This is a genomic window from Flavipsychrobacter stenotrophus (genome assembly GCF_002954265.1).
Classification (GTDB): domain Bacteria; phylum Bacteroidota; class Bacteroidia; order Chitinophagales; family Chitinophagaceae; genus Flavipsychrobacter; species Flavipsychrobacter stenotrophus.
Window position 1 is genome coordinate 604,983 of sequence record NZ_PPSL01000002.1, and the last position, 22,181, is coordinate 627,163.

Below are 22,181 nucleotides of genomic sequence, written 5' to 3' on the forward strand. Positions count from 1 at the left end.
GTAGTAATTTAATAGATGAATTCCAAATTAAATTTATCAGTCACATTAATAAATAATTTATTTCATAAGCCCCGCCTGATTTTGGAGGGTTATCCACATAGGTTAATATTCTCGTCATCTTTTTGGTAAAAAGTTTCAGGTAAATTTAGTAATCAGTTACAACACACCCCGCTCCTCATCACTAAGACATCGTAAACGCACAAAACCATTTAATTCATGAGCACAACAGCTACAGGTAAAGGACTGCCGTTTCAACGACAGTACACACGTGACGGCGTTAATCCGTTCGACATGTTTGAGTACGATTATCGTACTTCCGTGATCCGAAACCCCAATGGCGAGAAGGTCTTTGAGATGACCAATGTAGAGGTGCCTGCGCACTGGTCGCAGATAGCCACCGATATATTGGCGCAAAAGTACTTCCGCAAGGCAGGCGTGCCTATGCCCGATGGAACGACCGGTGGTGAGACCTCTATAAAACAAGTAGCCAACAGGCTGGCAGATTGCTGGCGCACCTGGGGCGAAAAATATAATTATTTCGCTTCGGCCAAAGATGCACAGGTATTTTATGATGAGTTGGTATTCAGCATACTCATGCAGAGTTGTGCGCCCAATTCCCCGCAATGGTTCAACACAGGGCTGCACAACAGCTATGGCATTGAGGGCAAAGCACAGGGACACTATTATGTAGATCCGATAACCTGTATACTGGAAAGATCTAAGAACGCTTACGAACGCCCTCAGCCACACGCCTGCTTTATATTAAGTGTAGATGATGACCTGGTCAACGATGGTGGTATTATGGACCTGTGGGTACGTGAAGCCCGTATTTTTAAATATGGTTCCGGCGTAGGTACCAACTATTCCAATATTCGTGCGGAAGGCGAAAAACTAAGTGGTGGCGGTACATCGAGCGGATTGATGAGTTTCCTGAAGATAGGCGACCGCGCGGCAGGTGCTATCAAAAGCGGTGGCACTACCCGTAGGGCTGCCAAGATGGTATGTCTTGACCTCGATCACCCCGAAGTGATCGACTTTATTGACTGGAAGGTACAGGAAGAAAAGAAAGTAGCTGCACTTATAGCAGCGGGTTATCCATCAGACTATGAGGGTGAAGCCTACAAAACGGTATCAGGTCAGAACTCAAATAACTCAGTACGTATACCTAATGCGTTCTTCCATAGCCTGGAGAATAACAGCGACTGGGATATGACCGCCCGCAGCACCGGCAAGGTAATGAAGTCTATTCCTTCAAAAGAACTGTGGGAAAAGATAGCCTATGCGGCATGGCGTTGTGCAGATCCCGGCACGCAATATGACACTACCATCAATGAATGGCATACCTGCCCCGAGGGCGGAGCTATAAGAGCATCTAATCCATGCTCTGAGTATATGTTCCTCGACAATACAGCCTGCAATCTCGCATCCCTCAACCTGCGTCGTTTCTTTAATGAAGAGACAGGACAGTTTGATGTAGCTGGCTTTGAATACATGACCCGGTTATGGACAGTGGTGCTGGAAATATCTGTATTGATGGCACAGTTCCCTTCTCCCGAAGTAGCACAACTCAGTTATGATTATCGTACACTCGGATTAGGTTATGCCAACCTCGGCTCTATGCTGATGGTAAGTGGTATAGCCTACGACAGCGAAGAAGGCCGTGCACTAGCAGGTGCCATCACCGCTATTATGAATGGTGTTGCATACAAGACATCGGCTGAGATGGCTGCAAGTCTGGGCACATTCGCGAGGTACAATGAGAACAAAGAGCACATGATGAAGGTGATGCGCAATCACCGTGCAGCTGCTTATGACGCAACCGACGCGTTTGAAGGACTGGAAATAAAACCTGTAGGCATCAATGCCAAGTATTGCCCCGATTATCTGCTGAAAGCGGCCACACGTGCGTGGGACGATGCCGTGCAGATGGGCGAACAATATGGTTACCGCAATGCACAGGCTACAGTAATAGCACCTACAGGTACCATAGGCCTGGTAATGGATTGCGACACTACCGGCGTAGAGCCTGATTTCGCATTGGTCAAATTCAAAAAGCTGTCTGGTGGTGGTTACTTTAAGATCATCAACCAATCTATACCTGCTGCGTTAAAGAAACTGGGCTACACTGCCGAAGAGGCTGACGCCATAGTGAAGTATGCAAAGGGGCACGGTACATTTGCAGGCGCACCTTACATCAACCATCAGAGCCTGAGCGAAAAGGGCTTTATTGCTGAAGAAATAAAGAAACTCGACATTGCTGTAGAAAGCGCATTTGAAGCTGGCTTTGTATTCAATGTATACACCCTCGGCGAAAGCTGCTTACAGCGCCTTGGCTTTACACCCGAGCAATATTATGCGCCGGACTTTAGCCTGCTGCATGAACTGGGCTTTACCGATGAAGAAATAGAAGCAGCTAACGATTACGCCTGCGGCACCATGATGATAGAAGGCGCTCCATTACTGAAGAAAGAACACCTTTCTGTATTCGATTGCGCTAATAAATGTGGTAAGAAGGGTGAGCGATACATACACGCCCATGGCCACATCCGCATGATGGGTGCGGTACAACCTTTCATAAGCGGGGCCATTTCCAAGACCATCAACCTGCCTAATGAAGCCTCAATTGACGAGATCAAAGATTGCTACTTCCTCAGCTGGCAGTTGGGTCTAAAGGCTTGTGCGCTGTATCGTGATGGTTCTAAGCTGAGCCAGCCATTGAGTACTAAGAGCGATAGCAAAAAGAAAGATAAAGAAGAAGCAAAAGAGGAGGTATCAGCTACTCCGGTTGCAGATGCGCAGCAGATAGTTGATATGAGCCTGCTTACAGTAGAAGACCTGCTGGAAGAAGTGAACCGCCGCGTGCAGGAAAGCCCGGATACGCAATTGAAGCGTGAACTGAGCCGCATAGTAGAACGCAAACAATTACCTGCCAAACGCAGAGGGTACACCATAAAAGGCAAGGTTGGTGGACAAGCCATGTTCCTCCGTACAGGTGAATACGGTGACGGTACACTCGGAGAAATATTTATAGATATGGCCAAAGAGGGAGCTACCATGCGTAGTATGCTCAATAGCTTTGCAATAGCTATATCGGTAGGTCTGCAATATGGCGTACCGCTTGAAGAGTATGTAGATAAGTTCATCTTCTCCCGTTTCGAACCATCGGGCATTGTAGAGCATCCAAATATCAAATCAGCCACATCAGTGCTTGATTATATCTTCAGGTTGCTGGCATACGAATACCTGGATCGTGATGATCTTGTGCACGTGCAGGACCCTGACAAGCTACCGCGACATGAAGAAGTGGAGGCGCAGAAACAACATGAGCTATCGCAAGTGAGGGTGACACAGCCTGCCGCAAACACAGCAAAACCTAAACAGGCCATAGCACCAACACCCGTAAGTATGATGGCGCAGAACAGTGCCGACTTGAAAAAGATGATGGGCACCAGTGCCGATGCACCTGCCTGTCGCCAATGCGGAAACATAACCCTGCGTAACGGCACTTGTTACATGTGTCCTAATTGCGGCACAACCACCGGGTGTAGCTAGTGGAGAAAATAAATGGTCAATTGTGTAAGCCACCTATATCGGGTGGCTTACACGTTTTAGACTTGATCTATCGTGTGTGTTGTTCATCGTCCTACTCTAAAAGATATTACCATTCCGGTATTCGATGCCAACGCGAACAATTGACTATAAACAATATACATATTAGTAAAAAGGATTTCCCCAATGCCGGCGTCTAACACTGCAAATAGAATTTATGCAGCAATCGCCCCGTGCTTGTTATAACATCAAAAGAGACCTTCATTCCGGAAAACACATAATAGTTACGTTTTGTCTTTTATTGATCTGGGCCGTCATTCCATTATCGCTACACGCACAGGGCAATAAGCAGAACATCCGCGGTTCAATTACCGACAAGTTATCACTGGTGCCGCTTCGGGGCGCTATGGTTCAGATCGTAAATGATTCAGCTAGTCATCAGGCCCTGTCCGACTCAAATGGCAATTACACGCTTCGCAGCATAACTCCCGGCAGGTACGAATTACGGATAATAAACAATGGCTATAAAGATGTTTATCTGCCCAATGTAATAGTAGCATCAGGCAAAGAAACTATCTTAGACATTAGCATAGAAGAGACTTTTAAAAGGCTTAAGGAAGTAGTGATCAGCTCTTCTGACAAGGGAGTTACCATTAATAAACTGGCAACTGTAAGTGCCCGCACCTTTTCTATGGAAGAAGTGAACCGGTATGCCGGCGGTCGTAGCGACCCCGCCCGCCTGGTTGCCAATTTTGCAGGCGTAAGCGCTCCCGACGATTCAAGAAATGATATTGTGATCAGGGGAAATTCACCGGTAGGTGTGTGCTGGCGGATAGATGGTATGAATGTTACCAACCCTAACCACTTTGCCACAGTAGGTACTACCGGCGGGGCGGTAAGTGCACTCAATACCAACATGCTCAAAAACTCTGATTTCTTCACCTCCGCTTTTCCTGCGGAGTATGGCAATGCTATAGCCGGTGTTTTCGATCTTGGTTTCAGAACTGGTAATACGGAAAAGAGGGAACATACAGTTCAGCTGGGCCTCGTTACAGGGCTTGAGGGTATGACCGAGGGCCCGCTAGCTAAAGGTAGCGGTGCGTCTTACCTGGTTGCCTATCGCCAGTCTGTAGCATTTCTGGCATCTACATTTGGCATTAATATTGGCACTTCAGCTACTCCGGCATACAAAGATCTTTCGTTTAAAATAACCAGTGGAAATACTAAACTAGGCACCTTCAGTTTATTTGGCATACTGGCCAACAGCAGCATTGGCATATCAGGCGGCAAAAGTGGAAGTTTATACGCGCCACCAGACAATACAGATCTTTACAGTGCCATTGGGATCATCGGCATCAAACATGTAAAGATATTGAACAAGCGCTCTTATATCACCTCATCTTTGGGTGTCAATTATGCTAAGAACACTCAATATCAATCGTCAGCAGATTCAAGTAATAACAGCCGGAGTATTGAAGAAGAAAAAGTAATTCAAACAGCATACACGGCTTCAGTTGCCTACAACAATAAGATCAACTCTCGGCTATTCTTCAAGGTGGGCCTGCAGGATCAACTGATCAACTTAGACCTGTATTACCGTACCCGCAGAAATATGCCCGACTGGATGCAGATATGGGATAACAATAATGCTACTCACCTGGCTCAGGCATATGCTCACCTGAAATATAATATCACTGAAAGGCTCACCGCCAATGTTGGCCTGCATACGCAAAAGCTGTTCCTCAACACAAGATCAACATCACTGGAACCCCGTATCGCATTTAAGTATGACGTGGGCAAGAAAAGCAGCTTGACTATGGGATTCGGATTGCATGCGCAGATGCAACCTATAAATATCTATTACAATCAGATACAGAATGCAACTGCCACCAACAAAGATTTGGGCTTCACAAAAAGTCAGCACTATGTATTGGGGTACGATTGGCAACCGTTTAAAGATTGGCGTGTAAAAGCAGAAATCTATTATCAATACTTGTACGATGTGCCGGTCGATTCAATCTCCGGCAGCTACTCTATGCTCAATACCGGTTCCAGCTTCAAGCCAGACCTGTCTGTGAATCTTAAGAATAATGGCACGGGAACTAACTATGGGGCTGAACTGACCATCGAAAAATTCTTTAGCAAAGGCTACTACGGGCTCTTTACTTCTTCGGTATACGAATCTAAATATAAGGGCAGCGACGGGGTAGAGCACAACACTGCTTTCAATGGCAAGTATGTATACAATCTACTTGTTGGCAAAGAATTTAAAGTAGGGTCTGATAAGAGAAACAAATTCACTACCGACTTGAAGTTTACAAATGCAGGTGGCCGTTTTCATACCCCAATAGATCTTGCAACTTCGCAGATGGTAGGTAACACGGTACTTAAAAGCGACACCTATGCATATACCAGTCGATACGATAACTACTTTAGGTTGGACTTCAAACTGGGTTTTGCGCTCAATAGTAAGTCAAGAAAATTATCTCAGACTTTTTCACTGGACCTACAGAATGTCACCAATCATCAGAATGTTTTTTCGCAGTCTTACGACAACGGCAGTAAAACCATAATGACGAGTTATCAATTGGGCTTCTTCCCTAACTTTATTTACAAGTTGCAGTTTTAGTCTGTTAATCAAGCCATTTCAGCAATGCCCTTATTACCTGCTCCGGCTCCTCCTCCTGCGGGAAATGGCCGCAGGTAGCCAATTGTACAACAGTGGAATTGGGAAACCCGGATACGAATTTATCAAGGTTGGGCGGCGTGATCACAGGGTCTTTCATACCCCATATGAATAGCGTAGGCTTTGCATTGATTGATTGTTTTTTGTTCCACAGTTGTTCAAACCATTCCTGATCATTAAGCAATGACTTTGCAAATGCCAGTGTGCCCTCTCTCTGATGTCGGGTGGCAAACGGACCGGTGTATTGTTTCAGTAATTTACCATCTAGCTTCCGTGCGCCAAAAGAAGATGGCAGAATGAATCTCGCCGAAAAATTGAGATGCCGATATAAGAATGGTAGTAATGGACTCTTCAGCACCTTACGCAGTTTAATATAGTCAGGCTGGTGCTCACTGCTCCACAACCACGAATTAAGCACAACTATGCTCTTTACTTTCTCCGGGTTATTGATCGCGAAATTCAAACCTATAGGCCCGCCAAAGTCATGCACTACAAGTGTTATGTGCTCTAGTTGTTTGGCAGTAACAAATCGCTCCAACCTCAGGCTGTGATTAATAGTAGAATAATCATAGTGCTCCGGCTTGTCTGAAAGCCCAAACCCTATGTGGTCAATGGCGATACACCTGTATTGTTTAGACAGTGCTTTAACCACATTCCGATAGTCAAAACTCCACGATGGTGTGCCATGAATGAAAAGCATTGTATCGCCTTTCCCCTCATCAATATAATGCAGGTTTTGCCCGTTAACCACAAAGTAGTTAGAGCGAAAAGGATATTCCGATTTGTTGAGCCAGTTGTTTTTCATGCAGCAAAAATCGCTGGCATTAGAGGCCGCACTCTTGGTTTAAACCAAGATTATTTCATCATCGTTGCTTAGGGGCTATTAATGAATAAATAGCCCTGTCGGAGAATACACCCCTAAAGCAACAGCGATCTCTAAAATGACCTTCCTTAATAAATCCTGCCCGTTCTACTACTTTCAGCGAGGCTACATTGGCGGGATTTACACTGGCTTCAATGCTGTGCAATCCCATTTCATTAAACCCATGATCCGTAACGGTCATCATTGCCTCGTGCATTATGCCCTTACCGCAGTAGTCCGGATGCATAACATAGCCTATCTCGGCACGACAGCTTTCCTTCATCCATCGCCACAGTGCTATGGTGCCTATCATTTTATCATCACCTTTTAAGGTAATAGCCCAGGTTATACCAATACCGTCATTCAGGTTGTCGGTTAGCAGCTGCACATACATCTGTGCTTCCTCCAATGACGTTATCGGCTCCTTGCCTATGTATTGTAGCACACGGGTATCGGAACGTAAGAATAAAAATTCAGGCGCATCTTCAAATTTCGCTTGTCGTAACACAAGCCTTTCAGTAGTTATTACCGGAAATGGCAGGAAGTTTACTTCAAGCATAGCAGTGGTGGTTTGAAGTGCATTACAACATTATTTCTTAGGCGTCAACAGCGAGTAAATTACAGAGTCAAGAAACTTGCCATCATAGTAATAGTTCTCTTTGAAAAGGGCTTCCTTTACAAATCCGGCTCTTTCCAGCAAGCGCTGAGATGCCATGTTGCCGGGGTTTATGTTGGCTTCCACACTGTGCAGCTGCAGTTCATAAAATCCATAATGTAGTATGGCTTGGGTGGCTTCCAGCATAATGCCTTTGCCCTGGTGCTCGGGGTGAAGCACATAACCTATTTCAGCCCGGTAATTGGCCTTGTCCAGTCGCCACAACGCCACGTTACCTATCATCTTATCATCACCCTTCAGTGTTATCGTCCACGATATGCCTGTGTTATTCTGTCGATTATCGTCAACCATTTGAATAAATGCCTTCGCTTCATCAATAGATTGTGCCGGTGCACGGTCTACATACTTTATTACTTCCGCGTCAGATCTTAAAAAGAATGCCTCATCAGCATCGTTCATGGTCATCTCCCTCAGTACCAGACGTTCAGTAACAAGAGTAGGGAACGGAGAAAAATTCACTTCAAGCATTTTGTTTTCTTTGTGTTTGGTGATCGTATGTGTTCAAAGATATAATTTTCTGTCGTTGCGGCATTTTGTAATATTAGGGTAGATTTCCAAACTGAAAGAGAGCATTTATGTTGCGTAAAATATCATTTTTTCTCGTTTTGTTATCGCTGCTGTCGATAACGGCATGCAAGAAGAAAGTGCCTGTCAATGCGCTGAAAGGTTACTGGTGCAAACGATATACAGGCACCATTGCGGGTCAGCCGGTAGTTGTCAACTTGTTCTGCACTGGTGATAATACTGCGCGTGGTACTTATTACTATGTCAACAAAAGCGAGTTACTCTATTTGTCATTAAATAATGATTCTGCTAATGCTGGCCATGTGATCATAGAAGAGTCACTGATCACCGATAGAGAAACAAACGAAGAGACAGCAGATGAAGACAGCGAAATGACCAACTACTGGGACGTTGTCTTTGATGCAGACAGTGTATCAGGTAAGTTTCATAAAGATAAAGGCGCTCCGGTCTATACCATCAGCCTCCACGAAGATTATAAAGATGCCTATCCATTTGCTTATGCCCGTTTCGATGACTCCGTAATAGTTAAAGGGAAAAACTGGAATGGTGATGCCATTGCCTCTTGTATAGGGATAATGCCGGCATCAAGCGTCAACAAGGATGATGCTGATTTCATTGCCGCCGGCATTCAAGGTCTTCTCAGTTTTGCAGGTGACACTAAGCCGGCTTCACAAGCAACACAACTGGATTATCAAAAAGCATTTGTTCAGAATTATCTGGAAGGCTACAAGAAAGATGCTCAGGAGTGGATGAAGGACAGTATTCCTCCCGATCCGCTTGGTCGTTATGAATGCTATGCAGATATTATTCCGCTGTACACCAGTAATGGCATTGTGGTGATAGGTAATCAATGGTACGACTATTCAGGAGGTGCGCATGGCAATCATGGTTCCAGATATGTGAATATGGATGTAAAAGGAAAAAAGGTATGGCAGCTGGCAGATATCATGCAGGTTGACAGCGCTGCTATCAGTAGGGTGTTAGATGCAGAAGCGCGCATTAAGTTCAAAGTGCCAACAGGTAAAGCTATAGAAGATATATTGCTTACATCATCAGTGCCTGCCACCAATAACTTTATCGTTGCCGACAGGGGAATAACATTTTGCTACGATCCTTATGAAATAGCCAGTTATGCTGATGGAGAAATCAAACTCTTCATCCCATACAACAGGCTAAAGCAATTACTGAAACCGGAATTTGTAGCTAGGATGGGATTGAAGCTATGACCCTGCTATTACCAGCATATAACTCGTACTTCTGCCGCCCGCAGCTTCCTTTTCCAAAACCTTTTTCTCTATAAGGTCCTGTATATCTCTCAGTGCTGTATCAGGAGATGATTTTGTGATCTTGGCCCATTTCGATGTGTTCAGCTTGCCGTCAAAACCATCGAGTAATTTATTGACCATTTGCTTTTGGCGGTCGTTAAATACCGTATTGCCATGTTGTTTCCAGAATTTTGCTTTGGTCAGTACATCTGCCAGCAATTCATCGGTAGCTTTTACCGCACTTAGCAGGCATTGCATAAACCATTGCAGCCATTCTGTTATTTCCAGATCGCCTTTTTGTGTTGCTTCAAGTACTTCATAGTAGCCCTTTCTTTCTTTTCTTATCTGGCTACTCATACTATAAAAGCGCTGACTCGTTTCATCAGCCCTTGCAAGTTGCATATCGGTAATAGCACGGGCTATTCGGCCATTGCCATCATCAAAAGGGTGTATGGTTACAAACCACAGGTGCGCTATAGCAGCTTTCACTATCGCATCAACTTTATTTTCCTCATTAAACCAACTTATGAATTGCTGCATTTCGCTTGCCAGCCGCTCGGCCGCAGGCGCTTCAAAATGTACTGCCTTTCTACCCATTGCGCCGGAAACTACCTGCATTGGATCTTGTTTTGTATTATTTCTATAGGCTCCTGTAACAACTTTATGCAGGCCACTTCTTCCACCGGGAAATAGTGCCGATTGCCAGCCAAACAGCCGGTCATCGGTCAATGACTCATCGTAGTGTTGCGTGGCATCCAGCATCATTTCTACCACTCCGTCTACGTGCCTGTCAGCAGGTATCAATCCAGCTATATCCATACCCAATCTGCGTGCTATCGACGACCTCACTTGCTGTTCATCTAGTACTTCACCCTCTATTTCGCTCGACTTTATTACATCCTGTGTTAGTGTGTGTAATATTGCCTCGTCCTGTAATTCAAACCCAAGCGTCTCCATTTTGCCCAATAAGCGGCCTGTCCGGCTATGTATCTCGGTCAGCAAAGAGTGCAACTCTTCTTTATTCCAGGCAAACCCCGGCCAGCCTTTTAATTGATGTATATATATAGGCATGCGGCAAATACATGCATTATTCTCCGCAAAAAACGATTTTACTCCCTGCTCTTACTATCCATCACTATCGTAACGGGCCCGTCATTCACCAGTGCCACCTTCATATCGGCACCAAATGTCCCCGTTAATACAGGCTTGCCGGTCTTTTCAGAAAGACAATGAGTAAAGTACTCATAAAGCGGAATCGCCTGTTCTGGTCTTGCCGCTTTAATGAAAGAAGGTCGGTTGCCTTTTTTGTATTGTGCATGAAGGGTGAACTGGCTAATGAGTAATACCTCACCACCTGCATTGACAATATCTTTATTCATCATTCCTGCTTCATCCGCAAATACCCGTAGTAATGCTATCTTACCACACAGCCATTCGGCATCTTCCCGGGTATCCTCTGTTTCAATACCCAGCAATATCATAAAACCATGTTTTATGGACGCTTTCACAGTACCATCTATCGTTACGCTAGCCTCGCTTACCCTTTGTATGACTACCCTCATAGGCTACAAATGTGGAGATTTATTATTAAACAGGCAATAGGGTTATTGATTTTCAATTGCCTTAACTGGCTCAGTTATCAAATTATCGTCCTAATTTTGCCCACTTAAAATAAGATATTATGACTTCTCATATAAACATAGAGATCACTCTGGCAGAAGATAAGATGCCCGAGCATATTCAATGGACCGCTCCTGATGGTGGCATTTCTGAACCACAGAAAGCAAAAGCTTTCCTGTTAGGTCTTTGGGATGGCGATGCTAAAGAAGCTATGCGTATAGACCTTTGGACATCTAAAATGATGGTAGACGAAATGAATGACTTCTACTTCCAGACCCTTTTTGCAATGGCTGATACTTATGCTCGTGCCACTAAAAATGGTGAGTTGGCTAAAGAAATGAAGGATTTCGCTAAGGAATTTCTGAAGAAGGCTTCCGATGCTATGGCAGCTTCTGAAAATAAATAGATTAGCAGAAAAAAATTAGCCGGAAAGATGGATTCATCTTCCCGGCTAATTTTTTAAAAATTCGTTGCTACCAGCCAAAAGGATTAACTGCCGCACTCTTAAACTCGCCCCATATTTCCGCTACCACTTCAGCGGCTGGCTTTATATCCTTTATAATACTACTCACCTGTCCTATTTCCAGCTCGCCTTCCGTCATATCTCCTTCAAACATTCCCTTTTTTGCCCTTCCGCGGCCCAGTAATTCCTGCAGGGCTTCCGCATTAGCACCACCGGTTTCTGCAGCAAAGACCTTATTGGCAAACTCATTTTTGATCAATCTTACCGGCGTTAGTTTCTTCAATGACAAGATGGTATCACCCTCATTTGCTGCTACTATTGCCTCTTTAAAAGCCAGGTGACTCGATGCCTCAGGCGTGCAAACAAAGCGGCTGCCTACTTGTGCTCCTTCGCCGCCCAGCGCCATTACCGCCAGCATCCCACGCCCTGTGGCTATTCCACCTGCCGCTATCAGCGGAATATTGATCGCCTGGCGTACTGCAGGTATCAGGCACAGTGTTGTTGTCTCTTCGCGTCCATTATGCCCCCCGGCCTCAAACCCCTCGGCAACTACTGCATCTACTCCTGCATCTTCGCACTTCTTCGCAAATTTTGCGCTCGATACTACATGAACCACAATTATACCATGCTCCTTTAGCTTCGCCGTCCAGGTTTTAGGATTACCTGCCGATGTAAATACTATTGGCACTCGCTCCTCTATAATTGTGGCTACATGTGCCTCAATATCAGGATATAGTAAAGGCAGGTTCACAGCAAATGGCTTATCAGATGCCTTCTTATATTGCTGTATATGCTCCTTAAGAATATGCGGATACATACTACCGGCACCAATAATGCCCAACCCACCGGCATTACTTACTGCACTGGCCAGTTTCCAGCCCGATGCCCATATCATACCTGCTTGTATAATAGGGTATTGAATGCCAAACAACCGGGTTATGCGGTTGTCAAATGCGGTGCCGTCTTCTGTAAATTTTCCTTGAAACAACATGTGTTTTATCCTGTTCTTCTAGATTAAATGTATTTATATCATACCTCCCTCTCCCTTTGAGAGGGCCGGGGTGAGGCTCATCCTAAGGTGCTGCCACAACCTCAGCCTGTTTCTTCAAATAGAACATGGTATTACAATTACCTGCCCTGAAGATATCTCTGGCAGTCTCCTGCAGATATTCAGCCGTTACTGCCTTATAATGATCCCACTCTTTATTGATCATTTCGGCATCACCAAGCAATTCGTAGAATGCCAGGTTGTTAGCGCGGTTCAGCAAGGTCATATCCTCAAAAGATATCATCGCCTCTATCTTGTTCTTCGCTTTCTGTAGCTCACTCTCTGTCACACCTTCAGCCACCAGTAGTGCTATTTCTCTTTCTACTGCTTCATTGGCTGCTTCTATCGTCTTACCCTCACGTATCTTACCTTCTATTACCACCAATCCCGGGTCAAGACTACCTGTATGATAGCAGTTGATATTGCTGAACAATTGCTGCTCTTTCACAAGCCTTTGGTAGAGTCTCGACGAAAATCCGCTACCCATTATTTCGGTGATCAGGTCAGTTGCGTAATAGGGCGCGGTTAGTCTGCCTGCCATATGCCATGCCTTGTAGAGTGCATCAAGTGGCACATCAGCATTTACGGTGAGGGTTCTGTCTACTTCCTGTTTAGGCTCGGCTACAATATTGCGGGTATATTTATCACCCGCAGGTATATCACCAAACCATTTTTGAGATAGTTCACGCACCTGTTCCAGCGTAACATTCCCTGCCACACACATTACCGCGTTCTGCGGACGGTAGTGTTTGAAAAAGAATGCCTTCACATCAGCTAGCTGGGCCGTTTCTATCTGCTCCAGGTTCTTGCCAATTGTTGGCCACTGGTACGGGTGGGTAGTGTAGGCAAGTGTGCGCAGTTCGTGCCACGCATTACCGTATGGCTTATTAAGGTAGTGCTCCTTAAACTCTTCAGATACCACTTTTCGCTGTACATCAAGGCTCTTTTCACTGAAGGCCAGCGAAAGCATACGGTCACTTTCCAGCCAAAAGGCTGTTTCCATATTTTTGAGCGGCAGTTGTATGTAATAGTTTGTTATATCATTCGTTGTATAAGCATTATTTTCACCACCTGCCATTTGTAACGGCTCATCATACTCAGGGATGTTTACACTACCACCAAACATCAAGTGCTCAAACAAATGTGCAAACCCCGTGCGGGCTACTTCTTCATCACGTGCACCTACATCAAACAGTATATTCATAGCTACCATGGGGGTAGCCGTATCTTTATGTACTATGACCCTAAGTCCGTTATCAAGGGTAAATTTTTCAAATTGCAGCATATTATTCATTTAGAATGCGCCAAAGTTAACAGAAAATACACCTAAACAACCTTCGTCATCTAAATGTTATCATTGCCTATGCCTATGCAACAACCATAATTCGGCATGGTTATTGTACGTATTTTTGCACAAATTAGATCTTGGTGAGAAAGTTGCTGACAAAAATGGGAATGGGCCTTATGCTCATTGTGTTCCTGGTGGGGTCTACCCCTCCGGAATACATCCATGACCTGTTCGCAAATCACCAGGACGAAATTGACGCGCCAATTGTCAAAGGACAAGCGGTAATGACACCAGAACATCATCACTGTTCTTTTCTCGGCTTTGAGTTTACTCCTTTCGTAACTACACCGCATGAATTGCTTGTATTTGAGTTCATCACTCATGAAAATACATGGCGGCCTTCCTTTTATTATTTCAATTGTTCAACCGGTCATCAGGCAGTTTCCCTACGCGGGCCACCTGCTTTTGTCTGCTGAGTAATCGACAATTCCGGTCTTACCGGAACATTTTATACAATTTTTTGCTAATTACAGGATCATGGTTCGTTTTATAAACACCATGGTATTACTGGCGGTACTTGTTTCCCTACCTTTTTTCTTAAAAGCGCAGAACTGCAATTACCTCGTACACGGCATAGTCACAGATAAAGGCAATCACCCCATGCCGGGTGTTATTGTTCGCCTGGTTAACGACTCTACCGGTACTGCCACAGATACCAGCGGTAGTTTTTCTTTCACAAATGTCTGCCCCGGCAGTCACAATATTTCTTTTGAGTTCATTGGTTATAAGAAAATAGCTCAGGTCATCGATGTATCTGCCGACAGGTACATCACTATCACATTATCTACCAGCGAAAATGAATTGGGAGAAGTAGTTGTAAATGGCGAAAAGAAACACGAACTCCATACTGTACTTACCGACGAACTAAAGGGCGTAAAACTCCTGCAGACCCGCGGGTCTTCTCTCGGTGAGACCATGAAGGGAATGACCGGTTTAAACTCATTACAAACTGGTCCCAGTCTATCCAAACCTGTAATTCATGGCTTGCACAGCAATAGGGTATTGCTCATCAATGATGGTGTGCGGCAGAACGGACAGCAATGGGGCTCAGACCATGCGCCCGAGATCGATCCTTTTGTAACCAATAAGATAACCGTAGTAAAGGGTGCTGCAAGCGTGCGCTATGGTGCCGATGCCGTTGGCGGTGTGGTACTGCTCGAACCCGATGATCTCCCTACAGAAAAAAGCATCAATGGCAACCTGTATGCCATAGCCGCAAGCAATGGCCATTCCAGTGCGGTATCGGGCACACTGCAGGGAGCTTTTGGCAAAAAGCTGGAAGGGTTATCATGGAGAGTGCAGGGCACTTTGAAGCAAGCAGGCAATTCGTACACACGCAATTACTACCTGGCCAATACAGGCATGAAAGAAGGTGACTTTTCGGCCAATACTGCCTATAAGTGGAAGAAGTTCACTTTCAATCTATTCTATAGCCAGTACAATGCCCGCATGGGCATATTTGCCGGTGCGCAGAGCAGCAGCCCGTTAGATCTTTTGGCTAAGATCATCAGCCCTACGCCATTGTCGCCTTCTTACTTCTCTTATAAGATCAACCGCAGCTATCAGAACGTAACGCATGATCTCCTCAAAGCCAATGTCAATTACAAGCTGGCCAACAATGCCAAACTGGATCTTACATTCGGCAGGCAGGAAGATCTCAGGGAAGAGTTTGACGCATCGCTGCCATACTCTACCAACCCCGATGTTCTGGAAAAGCCACAGGTAAGCTTTAAGTTGATCACTCATTCATTAGATCTGATATACACTTCAGGTGTAAAGAACGGCTTCTCTGGTAGTGCAGGTCTTACCGGCAATACATCAGGCAATGTGTTTGCAGGCATCAGGTATCTTATTCCCAACTTCCGCGACTATAACGGTGGCGCATTTGCCATAGAAAGATACAACTATAAGAAGTTCACTTTCGAGGCAGGCGCACGATATGACTACAGGTGGCTGCGGGTGTACCAGCGCAATACAAATACCCTGGAGTTATTCAACACCACTTACAACTATCAGAACCTTACAGGTACCGCCGGTGCTTCTTACCGCTACAATGCTCACCTTACCTTTACCGGCAATATAGGCACTGCATGGAGAGCACCTAGCATCAATGAGATGTATATCAACGGAGAGCATTTCAGCAGCGCGACCTTTGAAGTGGGTGATTCAGGAATGAAGTCAGAACGATCAGTAAATACTACCTTGTCTGCCAACTATACCGGCGACAAATGGAGAATTACTGCCGATCTTTATTACAATAAAATCGGCAACTACATTTACTCTATGCCTACCGGCAGAGATACGGTATTGATCAGCGGCACATTCCCTAAATTCCAGTATGTGCAGCACGATGTAAACATCAAGGGTATTGATCTGTCATTCCAGTATGATTTTGTGAAGCACTTTACTTTCCAGTCTAAGACTACCATAGTGTTGGGCTACAATGAATCTACAAATGATTACCTTATTTACATGCCTGCAAACAGGTTCCAGAATGGCATCACCTACCAGGTGCATAAGATCTGGAAACTCAATGAGCCATACATTACTGTAGAGAATGTAAGTGTCAGCAAGCAGATCAGGGTACCAACAGCTACTACCGGCGCACTTTATACTACGGCACAGGGTAACCGGGGATCAGACTTTGCACCACCTCCGGCAGGCTATACTTTGTTCAATGTAAATGCAGGTTTTACAACTCCGTTTTTACGACATTTATTGACGGTAAATGTGGGTGTTACCAACGTAGGCAATGTAGCCTACCGCGACTACCTGAACCATTTCAGGTATTATGCAGATGATCTCGGTTCTAATTACGTACTGAGGCTCAAATATTCATTTTAACAACAAAAGAACTAACAATGAAAAATCGATCAATAATATTATTTGCAGCCGGTATAATGACGCTCTTCATTTGGAGCTCATGCACCAAGGCCGAGAAAAACGTCACAGAGCAGCCCACTAACGAACTGCTCACAACAGTTCAACTAAAAGCGGTAAACACACAAGATCCTACCGATACGCCATCTGCAAAATGGGTAAGTATTCCTGGTGGATCTTTAGATACTTCAAATGCGGTGCTTTACCTGAAGAACAGCGCAGTTTACGATCTTTCGGTAATATTCCTTGACGAGTCTAAAACACCGGCAAGCGATATAACTGCAGATATAAGAGCGCGGGGCAACTATCATCTTGTATGTTTCGGCATATCAGGTGCTCTTTCACTGGGCATAGTGCCAACAGATCATGACACGAATAGCCCATCACTACCTATAGGCCTTAGAAACAGGGTTACTACAAATCTCATAGGTACCGGCAACTTAGAGGTAACACTACACCATCAGCCTAATGTAAAAAATGGCGACTGTGCACCCGGCTCTATCGATGCAGATGTAAACTTCCGTGTACACGTAGATTAACATTAATACCTCACCACCTAAAACAAATAAAAATGAAACGCTTCTTCAACAAGTTAGCGCCCATAGCAGCTATAATGCTACTGGGCTCAGGCCATGCTATGGCACAAAAAGACACTATTCTGGTTCACGATCTCTTATTAAGAGTAAAGCCTTCTGTCTACATAGGCATTACAGGTGGAGCCAGTATGCCACTTGGCAATTTTGCCAAAACAGAATACTCCGATAGTAAGTCAGGCTTTGCTGCTACAGGCTTTAATTTGGGCATCACCGGCACTTACATGGTCAATAAGCATTGGGGCATTACAGGCCTCGCTTCATATACGCGATATAGTTCGGCAGGACTTGAAAATATAGCAGGTGGCTTTGTAGAGTCTTTTGCCGTTGGCGACGCAACTGTCAAAGTAAAAGACGACAACCATACTTTCAGTTACCTCGCTGGTGCTGATTATTCAGTTTCGTTTTGCCATCATATATCTCTAGATCTACGTGCAATGACCGGACTGGTCCATGCACGGTTGGCAGGCTATGAAGTGCGCTTGGAAGACAATACGGATGGCACTTTTCAGCAAAAAACAGCCAATGCCAATACTATCGGCTTCCAGGCAGGCGCCGCAGTACAATACGATTTCTGCAAGCATTTTGGTGTAGCCCTAAATCTCGACTACTACTACTCAAAACCCGACTTCACAATTGAAAACGTAAACAGAACCAACAATGCAGGACGTTTGCTCACCAGCTATAGCGAGCCGATTGCAGGCATAAACGCAAACCTTTCACTGGTGTATAAATTCGATCGATACTAAGTATCCCCCGTCCTTTAAAAAACAAAAGAGGTTGTCCGTTATCCGAACAACCTCTTTTTATATTTAGAAGAATAAAGACTTCCAACTTTCTACTAAATAATTAAGCAGAGCTATCTGCTACTCCACAACAAAAGACTTCACAGCCTGCTCGTTGCCGGCTTCAGTCATCAGGCGGGCATGATAAACGCCCTTAGCCCATAAGCTTACATTCACATCTGCTTGTCCGTTTACCTGGCCCTGCCATACTGTTTGACCAACAGCGTTGATAATGATCGCCTGTACATTGTTGCGGCTGCCTGCGTTTATATGCAGCATATCTGTTGCCGGAACCGGATACAACTTCACATCGCTTGCGAAATTGGCTACAGTGTTCACCGATGCAGATATCGGTAAGCCCGAATTGTAGGTAACAGTAAAGTTGCTGGCATTTACGTTAAAGAACACATTACCTGTTCCTTTCACCTTGAAGCGCACGGTGCTGCTGGTAGTTGCCGGGTTAGGCACGGTAGTACTGGCAGTACCCGTATTAGGGAATGAACCAAGATTGTATACCCAGCTATTTCCGCCGTCTACAGACATGTATATATTCACATTGGCTGCACTTATCGGCGCTGCAGTAGTACCCACTACATTCCACGTAACTGTTTGGCTGCTACCACCTGCATAAGTAATACCTGTCGTGTTCTGGCTAGTAACTTTAAATCCTGCACCGGTATTTACTGCATTTACAGTAGTCATGTCATCAGGAAACACAAAGCAACCATGATTGTGAATAATGTCGCGGAATGTGCATTTGAACTTCATGGTACGTGCTACTGTAGGCACTTTTTCACCCTGCGCATTGTTAGTACCTGCGTTACTCAATATTCCTGATAACACCATGCTGTTCTTTGGGAATATCCTCAGCCCGTTTTGTACAGGATTGTACGACCTGAAGATAGGTCCTGTAGTAGTAGCAGCAGAAAACGTAGTCCCCGAGGTGCTCAGATCATACTCTTCCCAGCAATACAACACTACCGAGTCAGCTACCGAATCAACTGCTGTTGGTGCCAGTAACTCAAACGGTGTTAGGTAAGGAATAGAATAGGTATTGGTGAATGCCGCGTAAGAGACCAGCTTATTACCGGTAGGTGTTTTTACAGGGCAAACATCGCCTGCTGTAGAAATATACCCCTGTATAGCCAGTAAACTCTTTGCATGGAAATACGCGTCGCTATGCAGTTGTATGTTGTCAGGGTCACAGATGCCGGCATACGCCATAATAGTAGAACCGCTGCCCGGCTCATAAGCATCCGATCCGGATCTGTTACTGAAACATGAACCATCATTGTCGTTGTTGAACGTATGCTCAGAGCCAAACTGATGCCCCATCTCGTGTGCAACAAAATCAATATCGTATCCATCGCCGGTAGGTGTGTTGCTACCTGTAACACCCTGTGCTTTAAAGCCCGCTTCACAAACTACACCCAGCAAGGCGAGTCCACCACCACCTGTGCTGAACACATGTCCTATATCATAGTTGGCATTGCCAATTGCTGCGTCACACTTGGTCTGGTTATCTGTAAGCAAATTGCCCGGGTTAGAATCATCCGGCCCATAAGGGTCGCCTGCTGTTGTGGTGAATATCAATGAATTTTCACCGCTTACAAATACCATTGTTACAGAAAACTCACGCTCATATACTCCGTTCACACGGTTCATGGTTGTGGTCATCTTTGCCAGCGTTTGTGCTACTGTAGGAGAACCCAAGCCTGTAGCAGCCTGCGCATACTGGTGAGAGCAGCCAAGTGCCAGTTTGTATGTACGCAACTGGTAGCCATTCACAGTACGCTGCGCTAGTTTTGGCAAGCCCTTACCTGCGAAGTCAACACTTTCACCTGCAAGGCTTTCATCATTCTTGCTTTTGAAAGTGCACTTCATTCTTTGGTCCATGGTACGTGTCTCATCATTTTTCAGATGCACCATGTAGTAACCATCATGAAAGTTATCATAAGGATCTACCATAAATGTATTGTCGCCATCAAATACCATTGCATGGAAACCATACATGGTAAAGTCTATCTTGGCAGTTATATTACGGTTGTTTACCGCTTCAGCTGTAAACGTGTTGATGTCGGGATATTGTGCAGCCAATGCTTCAGGTAGCATAGGTGTTTGCCATACCTTAAAATCGCGCATGGTGCCATCCGGCATAGGCAGTTGTATGATCTGCGCCTCATTCGGGTCGGTAGACAAAGAGAGCATCTGCAACTTCAGAGATGTCTCATTCATTGTATAGACATTATAGTTCTTTGGTTGAAAAGCCATTACGCTCTTGGCAGGTGCGTACCGTGCGTCTATTTTCTCCCACAAATTACCTGCTTGCGAGGTGGAACAATTTAAGATGCCCGCCATTAAGGCCAGGCCCGATAAGATTCTTTTCATCCTTTTTGTTTTGCTTGTTCTGTTTTTCTACCCCGTAAATTACCCACTTTTCTTTATCTAATAAAAAAACATACGGCAATTGATTCAAAAATGGGGAGTTTATGACAAACAAATAGCCCGGAAAAATCCGGGCTATTTGCAATTCATATTGAAAAATGCGCGCTACTCTTTATACATAAACCATTTGGCCAGCTCCTTGTAGCTCGCTTTTTTGCCGTACATCAATATTCCTACCCTGTAAATCCTGGCAGCTACCCACGTAGTAAATAAGAACCCAAGCACCATCAGCACCATTGATGCTGCGATCTGCAATGGGGGCACACCAAATGGTATGCGGATCATCATGGCTATTGGAGATGTGAATGGGATCATAGACAACCAAACCGACAATGCGCTATCAGGGTTGTTAACTATCACCGACTGCGACAAAATAATAGTAAAGATGAGTGGCATGGTAACCGGCAACATAAACTGCTGCGTCTCCGTCTCATTGTCTACGGCAGAACCTACTGCGGCAAACAACGCACTGTACAACAGGTAGCCAAATGTGAAGTAGAAAAGGAAGCATAATACTATCTGGGCTATAGGCAGGCTTTCAAATGAATGGATCACCGCCGCTACTTTGTTAGGCTCCATCTTGTCAGCATTAGCCGTCATTGCCGTTTTAACGCCTGGCACTTGTTGTGCTGTTTGCACCTGCTGCATGGCGGCCATTTTAGACCCCACCGCACTACCTGCAGCAGTCGACAATACGGCTGTTAAAACTATCCACAAAACAAACTGCGTGAGTCCCACCATGCCTACACCTATTATCTTTCCAAGCATCAGCTGGAAGGGTTTTACAGATGATATCATCACCTCTATTATCCTGCTTACCTTCTCTTCTATTACGCCACGCATTACCTGCGCTCCATAAAGGAACAACGATATGTAGATCAGGAATGCACAAAAAAGCCCTATACCATATTTGGCCATCACATTTGCGTCCGTTTCGCCATTCTCACCAATTTGTTTGGGCTCCACGGTAAGCGCCGTCTGGGCATTGGCCAATACTGCAGAATCTATGTGTGCTTCACTAAGCCTGCGAGATCTTGCCACTCTCGTCAGCTCATCTTCTATCTTACCTGAGTTGATGACGCTCGGTGTGCTCTCGCCAAACAACTGTATTTTGTTCATTGTCGCAGGTACGTACAAAAGGTAGTCGTAGCCATTCTTAACAAAGGTTTTTTTGGTTGCTGCGTAGTCGGTAGCAAATGAATACTGAATGGTTTTGCTGCTCTGCAGCTTGTTGGCAAACCAGCCACTTTCGTCTACCACCTGCACCTTCTTTACATCGCCCAGCCCTCCCTGGTTCACAGCCAGGTACACCACCAGCGACATCATACCTATAAAGAGCACAGGCACAAGAAAGGTCACCATCAGGAATGATTTCTTCATCACCCTGGTCAGGTATTCGCGCTTTATTATGAGTAATATCTTATTCATGGAATTTC

Annotated in this window: 17 protein-coding genes; 8 read left to right on the top strand and 9 right to left on the bottom strand. The window is 45.0% G+C overall.

Features of this window, described 5'->3' with window-relative positions; genetic code table 11:
- Positions 1-216 precede the first annotated feature (216 nt).
- Both CJD36_RS07710 and CJD36_RS07715 read left to right on the top strand, forming a co-directional pair.
- Positions 217-3,552 (top strand): vitamin B12-dependent ribonucleotide reductase, encoded by a 3,336-nt coding sequence (locus CJD36_RS07710; RefSeq protein WP_105038551.1) that lies wholly within the window; start codon positions 217-219, stop codon positions 3,550-3,552.
- Between the two features lie 214 nt (positions 3,553-3,766).
- Positions 3,767-6,178 (top strand): TonB-dependent receptor, encoded by a 2,412-nt coding sequence (locus CJD36_RS07715; protein ID WP_105038552.1) that lies wholly within the window; start codon positions 3,767-3,769, stop codon positions 6,176-6,178.
- A 4-nt stretch (positions 6,179-6,182) separates the two neighbouring features.
- Here CJD36_RS07715 and CJD36_RS07720 read toward each other — a convergent pair whose 3' ends face one another.
- The 3 genes from CJD36_RS07720 to CJD36_RS07730 are packed head-to-tail and all read right to left on the bottom strand — an operon-like array spanning position 6,183 to position 8,241.
- A complete protein-coding gene (locus tag CJD36_RS07720) occupies positions 6,183-7,040 on the bottom strand; it encodes an alpha/beta fold hydrolase (RefSeq protein ID WP_105038553.1) in 858 nt (285 codons plus the stop codon).
- A gap of 58 nt (positions 7,041-7,098) precedes the next feature.
- Positions 7,099-7,656 carry a GNAT family N-acetyltransferase gene (locus CJD36_RS07725; protein WP_105038554.1) on the bottom strand — a complete coding sequence of 186 codons (558 nt, stop codon included), beginning with the start codon at positions 7,654-7,656 and terminating at the stop codon, positions 7,099-7,101.
- Positions 7,657-7,686: 30 nt separating this feature from the next.
- Positions 7,687-8,241, bottom strand: coding sequence for a GNAT family N-acetyltransferase (locus CJD36_RS07730; protein WP_105038555.1), 555 nt, complete (start codon positions 8,239-8,241; stop codon positions 7,687-7,689).
- Positions 8,242-8,348: 107 nt separating this feature from the next.
- Between CJD36_RS07730 and CJD36_RS07735 the strand changes: the two genes are divergently transcribed.
- Complete coding sequence (locus tag CJD36_RS07735) at positions 8,349-9,524, top strand: DUF3298 and DUF4163 domain-containing protein (RefSeq protein WP_105038556.1); 1,176 nt, start codon at positions 8,349-8,351, stop codon at positions 9,522-9,524.
- Here the strand turns inward: CJD36_RS07735 and CJD36_RS07740 are convergent.
- Together CJD36_RS07740 and dtd are read right to left on the bottom strand one after the other, a co-directional pair.
- Positions 9,519-10,634 carry a Fic family protein gene (locus CJD36_RS07740; protein ID WP_240609321.1) on the bottom strand — a complete coding sequence of 372 codons (1,116 nt, stop codon included), beginning with the start codon at positions 10,632-10,634 and terminating at the stop codon, positions 9,519-9,521. The genes CJD36_RS07735 and CJD36_RS07740 overlap by 6 nt on opposite strands.
- A gap of 38 nt (positions 10,635-10,672) precedes the next feature.
- Positions 10,673-11,125 (bottom strand): D-aminoacyl-tRNA deacylase, encoded by a 453-nt coding sequence (gene dtd / locus CJD36_RS07745; RefSeq protein ID WP_105038557.1) that lies wholly within the window; start codon positions 11,123-11,125, stop codon positions 10,673-10,675.
- Positions 11,126-11,244: 119 nt separating this feature from the next.
- Between dtd and gldC the strand changes: the two genes are divergently transcribed.
- The gene (gene gldC, locus CJD36_RS07750; RefSeq protein WP_105038558.1) at positions 11,245-11,589 is read left to right on the top strand and encodes a gliding motility protein GldC; all 345 of its coding nucleotides are present in this window, start codon (positions 11,245-11,247) and stop codon (positions 11,587-11,589) included.
- Positions 11,590-11,656: 67 nt separating this feature from the next.
- Here the strand turns inward: gldC and CJD36_RS07755 are convergent, their stop codons facing one another.
- Positions 11,657-12,637: an NAD(P)H-dependent flavin oxidoreductase gene (locus CJD36_RS07755; protein ID WP_105038559.1), complete on the bottom strand. Its 981-nt coding sequence runs from the start codon at positions 12,635-12,637 to the stop codon at positions 11,657-11,659.
- A gap of 82 nt (positions 12,638-12,719) precedes the next feature.
- Positions 12,720-13,979: a M16 family metallopeptidase gene (locus CJD36_RS07760; RefSeq protein ID WP_105039046.1), complete on the bottom strand. Its 1,260-nt coding sequence runs from the start codon at positions 13,977-13,979 to the stop codon at positions 12,720-12,722.
- Positions 13,980-14,122: 143 nt separating this feature from the next.
- On the opposite strand from CJD36_RS07760, the gene CJD36_RS07765 reads away from it, so the two are divergent.
- The 4 genes from CJD36_RS07765 (at position 14,123) to CJD36_RS07780 (ending at position 18,264) form a co-directional block, all read left to right on the top strand.
- Positions 14,123-14,458 (top strand): hypothetical protein, encoded by a 336-nt coding sequence (locus CJD36_RS07765; protein WP_105038560.1) that lies wholly within the window; start codon positions 14,123-14,125, stop codon positions 14,456-14,458.
- A 61-nt stretch (positions 14,459-14,519) separates the two neighbouring features.
- The gene (locus tag CJD36_RS07770; RefSeq protein ID WP_105038561.1) at positions 14,520-16,886 is read left to right on the top strand and encodes a TonB-dependent receptor; all 2,367 of its coding nucleotides are present in this window, start codon (positions 14,520-14,522) and stop codon (positions 16,884-16,886) included.
- A gap of 17 nt (positions 16,887-16,903) precedes the next feature.
- Positions 16,904-17,461 (top strand): hypothetical protein, encoded by a 558-nt coding sequence (locus CJD36_RS07775; RefSeq protein WP_133162544.1) that lies wholly within the window; start codon positions 16,904-16,906, stop codon positions 17,459-17,461.
- A gap of 32 nt (positions 17,462-17,493) precedes the next feature.
- Positions 17,494-18,264, top strand: a complete 771-nt coding sequence (locus CJD36_RS07780; RefSeq protein WP_105038563.1) for an outer membrane beta-barrel protein — start codon at positions 17,494-17,496, stop codon at positions 18,262-18,264.
- Between the two features lie 117 nt (positions 18,265-18,381).
- Here the strand turns inward: CJD36_RS07780 and CJD36_RS07785 are convergent, their stop codons facing one another.
- Together CJD36_RS07785 and CJD36_RS07790 are read right to left on the bottom strand one after the other, a co-directional pair.
- The gene (locus tag CJD36_RS07785) at positions 18,382-20,688 is read right to left on the bottom strand and encodes a zinc-dependent metalloprotease (protein ID WP_105038564.1); all 2,307 of its coding nucleotides are present in this window, start codon (positions 20,686-20,688) and stop codon (positions 18,382-18,384) included.
- Positions 20,689-20,850: 162 nt separating this feature from the next.
- Positions 20,851-22,173, bottom strand: coding sequence for an ABC transporter permease (locus tag CJD36_RS07790; RefSeq protein WP_105038565.1), 1,323 nt, complete (start codon positions 22,171-22,173; stop codon positions 20,851-20,853).
- Between the last annotated feature and the right edge of the window lie 8 nt (positions 22,174-22,181).